We start from the raw sequence: 6274 nt of genomic DNA, 5'->3' as shown, positions 1-6274 counted from the left end.
GGGCAGGTGCTGGCGGCGGTCCTGGGCGACCACGCCGGCGGGTGGCCGCTGCCGCGCGCCGCGACCGCCGTGGTCGACGTCGACTACGTGCTGGCCGCCGGTGGGCTGCTCGCCGAGGAGCACCGGGCGGCCGCGGGGGCGCTGCTGCGTCACCACCTGCGGACGCATTGAGACGCGCCGACCCGACACGCCGTGTCGCAACACACGACAGGCCCAGGTGGGTTGACAGGAGACGGGGTGCAGCACGTACCGTCTTTGAGTCCTACCACGGGAAGCGGCTGTTGTTCGCTTCGTCCCTTCGTCCGCTGGCCGAGCGACATGTTTCAGCGTCATCGTCGCGGCGGCCAGGTCCAGCGGGCGGGGGTCGGCGGGGCGGCGCGAACCGGTCGCGGTTACCGGTGTACGGGCAGGGTGAGGTGCACGGCCAGTAGACAACGGCCCGGCGGGGGCAGCCAGTCCGCGTCCGGTCGGTCCGAAGGTCGGCGTGCCGCATCCTCGCCGCACCGGCCGGGGAGGGCCTGGGAGCATCGGGGCGCGGCGCGAGCCGCGCCCCGATTTCATGTCCGTCGGGTGGTCCGTCCCCGACAGCCCGATGCGGTCGTCACGACCGCTGGCCAGGTAGCCTTCGCCCCGTGATCGAGGGGACGCTGCGGTGACGACGCTGGACCGGGACGAGACTCACGCGCCGGTGGTGGCGCCCAGCCCGGCTGCCACCGGGCGGCCGCTGCCGCTGCGGGTGGCCGCGCCGATGGCCGTGGCCGCCGGGCTGGCCCTGCTGGTGGCGTTCCCGCCGTACGGGGTGTGGCCGCTCGCGCCGGTGGGCGTGGCGTTGCTGGCCGCCGCGGCGCACCGGCGGCGGCTGCGCGCCGGCGCCGGACTGGGCTTCCTGACCGGTGTGGCGCTGTTCGCGCCGCTGCTGGCCTGGACGAACCTGCACACCGGCTACCTGCCGTGGGTGCTGCTGTCGCTGCTGCAGGCCGGCTACCTGGCGCTGCTCGGCATGGCCACGGCCTGGGTGTCGCCGCTGGCCGACCGCACCCGCTGGGCGTGGCCGGCGCTGACCGGCCTGCTGTGGGTGGGGCAGGAGGCGCTGCGCGACCGGACCCCGTTCGGCGGGTTCCCGTGGGGGCGGCTGGCGTTCAGCCAGGACTCGTCGCCGCTGCTGCGCTTCGCCGCGCTGGGCGGCGCGCCGCTTGTCACGTTCGCGGTGGCCCTGCTCGGTGGGCTGCTGGTCACCGCCGCGTGGCGGGGCTGGGACGCCGCCCGGGGCACACGGCGCGACGACGCTCCGGCGCGGCGGTGGACGCCGGTGGCCGCACCGGCTGTCGCGGCGGTCGCGCTGGGCGCGGCGGGTCTGCTCGTGCCGGTCGCCGCCGCCGGGTCGGGCGACACGGTCACCGTGGCGATCGTGCAGGGTAACGTGCCGCGCCTCGGCCTGGACTTCAACGCCCAACGACAGGCCGTGCTCAACAACCACGTCGACGCCACCATCGAGCTGGCCGCGCGGGTCACCGCCGGGCAGCAGCGCCGGCCCGACCTGGTGGTGTGGCCGGAGAACTCCAGCGACATCGACCCGCTGCGCAATCCCACCGCCGGGTCACGGATCTCGCAGGCCGCCGACGCCATCGCCGCGCCGATCCTCGTCGGCGCGGTCCTGCAGGGCCCCGGCGCCGGGGAGGTCCGCAACGTGGGCATCCTGTGGCGGCCCGGCGCCGGCGCGGATCTGGACCAGCTGTACGCCAAACGCCATCCGGTGCCGTTCGCCGAGTACGTGCCGCTGCGCGACGTGGCCCGCATGGTCAGCGACAAGGTCGACCTGGTCCGGTCCGACTTCGTGGCCGGCAGCACCCCGGGTGTGGTACGCGCCGGCCCGACGGTGCTCGGCGACGTGATCTGCTTCGAGGTCGCCTACGACGAGGTGGTCCGCGACACCGTCACCGGCGGCGCGCAGCTGCTCGTCGTGCAGACCAACAACGCCACCTTCGACGTGGCCGAGGCCCGCCAGCAGCTGGCCATGGTGCGGCTGCGGGCAGTGGAGCACGGCCGGCCGGCGTTGATGGCCTCCACGGTCGGAGTGTCCGGGTTCGTCGCCCCGGACGGGCGGGTAAGCGATGCCACCGGGTTCAACACCCGGGAGGTCGTGGTGCGGCAGCTGCGGCTCGACAGCGGTCGCACCGTCGCCACCCGCCTCGGCTGGTGGCCGGAGATGGCGCTCGCCGGGCTGGCCGCGGCGGCCCTGGTCGGTGCGGCGGTGCTGCGCCGGCGGCAGCGGATCATGCCCGGATAGCAGCAGCCGGTACGCCGGCGGAAGCGGAGGAACCGTGATCCAGGCGACCGATATGATCCGGCGTCCGGACGAGGTGCCCGGCGTGGGCCGGGTGCTTGTGGTGATCCCCACCTACAACGAGGCCGACAACGTCGCCGCGATCGTGGGACGGGTCCGCCGGGCCGCCCCGGCCGTGCAGATCCTCATCGCCGACGACAACAGCCCCGACGGCACCGGCGCGATCGCCGACGACCTCGCCGCCGGCGACGCGCACGTGCAGGTGCTGCACCGCGAGGGCAAGCAGGGCCTCGGCGCGGCGTACCTGGCCGGGTTCGGGTGGGCGCGCGAGCGCGGCTACGACGCGGTCGTGGAGATGGACGCCGACGGCTCACACGCCCCGGAGGACCTGCCGGCGCTGCTGACGGCGGCCCGCGACGCCGACGTGGTGATCGGGTCGCGGTGGACCAGTGGGGCGCGGGTGGTGAACTGGCCGCTGCGGCGGCTGCTGCTGTCGCGCTGCGGCAACCTGTACGCGCGCCTCGCCCTGGGCATGCCGGTGTCCGACGCGACAGGCGGCTACCGGGTGTACCGGCTCAGCGCGTTGGACGCCATAGACCTGGCGTCGGTGTGCTCGCAGGGCTATTCGTTCCAGGTGGAGCTGTCCCGGCTGGCGCACCGCGCCGGTGTGCGGATCGTGGAGGTGCCGATCACGTTCGCCGAACGCGAGCGGGGGGACAGCAAGATGAGCCCCCGCATCGTGGCCGAGGCGCTGTGGCGGATCACCACCTGGGGGGTGCAGGACCGGCGTCAGGCGGTACGCCGTGGCCTCAACGGCACCCCCACCGGTCAGGTGCGGTGGCCGTGAGCGCGGCCGTGTCATGCTGGACGGACGGGACACGCCCATGGTGTCGCGGGAATGGCGATGAGGTGAGATGCGCCGAGGACTGAGGTTCGTGCCGTTGGCCCTGCTGCTGACGGTGGTGCTGGAGTTGGCGGTGTTCGTCGCGGTGGGGCGGGCGCTGGGGTTCGGCGCGGCGGTGCTGCTGGTGTTCGCGGCGTCGCTGCTGGGGCTGGTGCTGCTGCGCCGCGAGGGGATGCGCGCCTGGCGGGGGTTCCGCTCGGCCGCCACCGCCGGGCAGCCACCGGGGCGGCAGGTGACCGACGGCCTCGTCGGGCTGGCCGGCGCGCTGCTGCTGGCGGTGCCCGGTCTGGTCAGCGGGCTGGTCGGGTTGCTGCTGCTGGTGCCGCCGCTGCGACGGTTGGCCCGTTCCGGGGTGCAACGCACCGCCGAGAGGCGGGTGTCGTCGATGGTCGCCGGTGACCTGTTCGGGCCGCGTACGGTGCGGGTGCGCCAGGGCGCGCCGCAGCCGACGCCGCAGCCGACGCCGCAGCCGGAGCAGCCGGTGGTCGTCGACGGTGGCCGGGCCATCGAGGGGGAGATCATCGAGCCCGGGCGCCACTGAACGGACGCACACACGACGGCGCCCCCGGGGAGAACCCCGGGGGCGCCGTGTCGTGCGGTGTGCGGCTCAGGCGCGGCCGCGGCGGGTACGAACCTCCTGGAGCCGTTCGGCGAGGATGTCCTCGAGCTCGGCGATCGAGCGCCGCTCCAGCAGCATGTCCCAGTGGGTACGCGGCGGCTTGGCCTTCTTCTGCTCCGGCTCGCTGCCGTCGACGAGTCGGGCGACGCTGCCGTCGAACTTGCATTCCCAGGTCGTCGGGACCTCGGCGTCGACGGCGAACGGCACCTCGAACTGGTGGCCCTTGGCACAGAGGTACTCGCGGGTCTGACGCGGCGCGAGCTCCGTGTTGCGGTCGGATTCGTAGCTGACCGCGCCCAGGCGGCTTCCGCGCAGCATACGCTCGCCCATGATCGACTTCCCCTCGTTCGTGGTGCTGGTCTTCTGGGTGTAACGGTGCGTTCCCGTCTCGCCATTCCCGCCGCAGGGCGTGAGGCGCCCACGGGTGGGCCGCGACCAAGGGTAGCCGGCCGGGGTGCCCACCCGGGCAGGTGATCCCCGGGCGGGTCGTGATGGTGGAGTGTTTCGGCTGCCACCGGGGATGTTAACGGCCCGATCGCTGTGGAGGTTGCGATGACCCAGGACGTCCCGGTCGAGCGTCGAGCGGCCAGCGAGCGGACGTTCTTCGGGCACCCCCGGGCCCTGGCGACGCTCTTTCTCACCGAGATGTGGGAGCGGTTCAGCTTCTACGGGATGCGGGCCATCCTCGTGCTGTATCTCACCGCCGAGGTAGCCGACGACGGGTTGGGCCTGGGCGAGGCCAGCGCCAACGCGGTCTACGGCACGTACAACGCGATGGTGTACCTGTTGGCGTTGCCCGGCGGGTGGGTCGCCGACCGGTTGATCGGCGCCCGGCGCAGCGTGCTGTGGGGCGGGGTGGTGATCGCCGCCGGGCACTACGTGATGGCGGTGCCGGTGCGCTGGAGCGTGTTCGCCGGCATGACGCTCATCGTGCTGGGCACCGGTCTGCTCAAACCGAACATCTCCACCATGGTGGGCGGCCTGTACGACCGGGACTCCCCGCGCCGCGACGCCGGCTTCTCGATCTTCTACATGGGCATCAACCTCGGCGCGTTCATCGCCCCGCTGATCACCGGCTACCTCGGTGAGAAGATCAACTGGCATCTGGGGTTCGCGGTGGCCGCCGTCGGCATGACCTTCGGCGTGATCCAGTACGTGCTGGGCCGGCGCAACCTGGGCGACGCCGGCGACCGGCCGGCCGATCCGCTGCTGGGCGCCGACCGCCGCCGGGCGCTGACCCGCGCCGGGCTGGCCGTGGTGGCGCTCGTCGTGCTCGTCGCCGTCCTTGCGCTGGTCGGGCTGTTCACCGTCAACACGGTGGTGAACCTGCTCACCGGGGTCACCGTGCTCGTCGCCATCGGCTACTTCGCCCGGATCATGACCGACCGGGAACTCAGCGCCACCGAACGGTCTCGGATGAAGGCGTACCTGTGGCTGTTCGTCTTCGCCGCCGCGTTCTGGCTGATCTACGACCAGGCCGGGTCGGTGTTGAACATCTTCGCCGCCGAGCGCACCGACCGGGACGTCGCCGGCTTCACCTTCCCCGCGTCGTGGTTGCAGTCGGTCAACCCGATCCTGATCATCATCGGCGCGCCGCTGTTCGCGCTGCTGTGGCTGCGCGTCGGCAACCGGGTGTCCACGCCTGTGAAGTTCGCCGTCGGTCTGGTGCTCAACGGCCTGTCGTTCGTGCTGATGGCCGCCGCCGCGCAGGCCGCCGTCGGCGGTGAGCGGGTGTCGCCGTGGTGGCTCGTCGCCGTGTACGCCATCCAGGTCGCCGGTGAGCTGTCGCTGAGCCCGGTCGGGCTGTCCGCCACCACCAAGCTCGCGCCGGTGAAGTACGCCAGTCAGATGCTCGGGCTGTGGTTCCTGGCCACCGCCGTCGGCGACGCGATCGGTGGCCAGGTGGCCCGCCTCGCCGAGACCTGGTCCGAGCCCACCTACTTCCTCACCTTCGGGCTGGCGTCGGTGGCGTTCGGGGTGGGCGCGGTGATGTTCGCCCGACACATCCGCGCGCTGATGGCGGGCATCCAGTGAACCCGGGAGCGCTCAGCCGTTCGCGTCGTGGGGGGCGGCGGCGCCGAGGCGGGACAGCGCCAGCGCCAGGTCGCTGACCTGGTCGCCGAGCTGCGCCACCCGCCGCTGGGCCACGTCCCGGTCGGTCTCGGCGGCGTCCAGTCGTACCGTCAGGGTGGTGACCCGGCCCTCGGCGGTGGCCGCGGCGTCGCGGGCGGCGCCGAGTTCGGCGGCGAGCGTGTCGCGGTGCGCGGCGGTGGCGGCCAGTTCCGCGCGTACCCGCACGGCCAGTTCGGTGGCCTCCTGCCGGGCGTGCTCGGCCTGTTCGGCGGCGACAAGCGCGCGGTCGCGGGCCCGGTCGGCCTGCTCGCGGGCCCGGGCCGCGTCGGCGGCCTCGGTGCGGGTCCGCGCGGCGTCGGCCCGGGCCTGGTCGATCTGGCGGCGCACGTCCTGC

The 6274-nt window shown here is 73.6% G+C and carries 6 protein-coding genes and 1 pseudogene; 5 read left to right on the top strand and 2 right to left on the bottom strand.

Going from position 1 to position 6274, the window contains the following annotated elements; all coding sequences use genetic code 11:
• The 4 genes from FHG89_RS00905 to FHG89_RS00890 form a co-directional block, all read left to right on the top strand.
• On the top strand, positions 1-171 hold a 171-nt coding region (locus FHG89_RS00905), incomplete at its 5' end, for a glutamate mutase L (protein ID WP_208760821.1).
• 481 nt (positions 172-652) lie between these two features.
• A complete protein-coding gene (gene lnt / locus FHG89_RS00900; protein WP_425280138.1) occupies positions 653-2287 on the top strand; it encodes an apolipoprotein N-acyltransferase in 1635 nt (544 codons plus the stop codon).
• Positions 2288-2339: 52 nt separating this feature from the next.
• On the top strand, positions 2340-3131 hold the full coding sequence (locus FHG89_RS00895; protein WP_139581995.1) for a polyprenol monophosphomannose synthase: 792 nt from the start codon (positions 2340-2342) through the stop codon (positions 3129-3131).
• 67 nt (positions 3132-3198) lie between these two features.
• A complete protein-coding gene (locus FHG89_RS00890) occupies positions 3199-3729 on the top strand; it encodes an FxsA family protein (RefSeq protein ID WP_139581992.1) in 531 nt (176 codons plus the stop codon).
• Positions 3730-3795: 66 nt separating this feature from the next.
• Here the strand turns inward: FHG89_RS00890 and FHG89_RS00885 are convergent, their stop codons facing one another.
• Entirely contained in the window at positions 3796-4137 is a 342-nt protein-coding gene (locus FHG89_RS00885) for an RNA polymerase-binding protein RbpA (protein WP_046564157.1), read from the bottom strand.
• Positions 4138-4359: 222 nt separating this feature from the next.
• Here FHG89_RS00885 and FHG89_RS00880 point away from each other — a divergent pair, with 222 nt between their 5' ends.
• Entirely contained in the window at positions 4360-5841 is a 1482-nt protein-coding gene (locus FHG89_RS00880; protein WP_139581990.1) for a peptide MFS transporter, read from the top strand.
• 12 nt (positions 5842-5853) lie between these two features.
• On the opposite strand, the pseudogene FHG89_RS32700 reads toward FHG89_RS00880, so the two are convergent.
• Positions 5854-6274, bottom strand: a pseudogene (locus FHG89_RS32700) (hypothetical protein); the annotation flags it as partial.

The organism is Micromonospora orduensis, from assembly GCF_006228125.1.
GTDB classification, from domain to species: Bacteria; Actinomycetota; Actinomycetes; order Mycobacteriales; family Micromonosporaceae; genus Micromonospora; species Micromonospora orduensis.
This window is presented reverse-complemented; position numbering and strand designations above follow the sequence as displayed.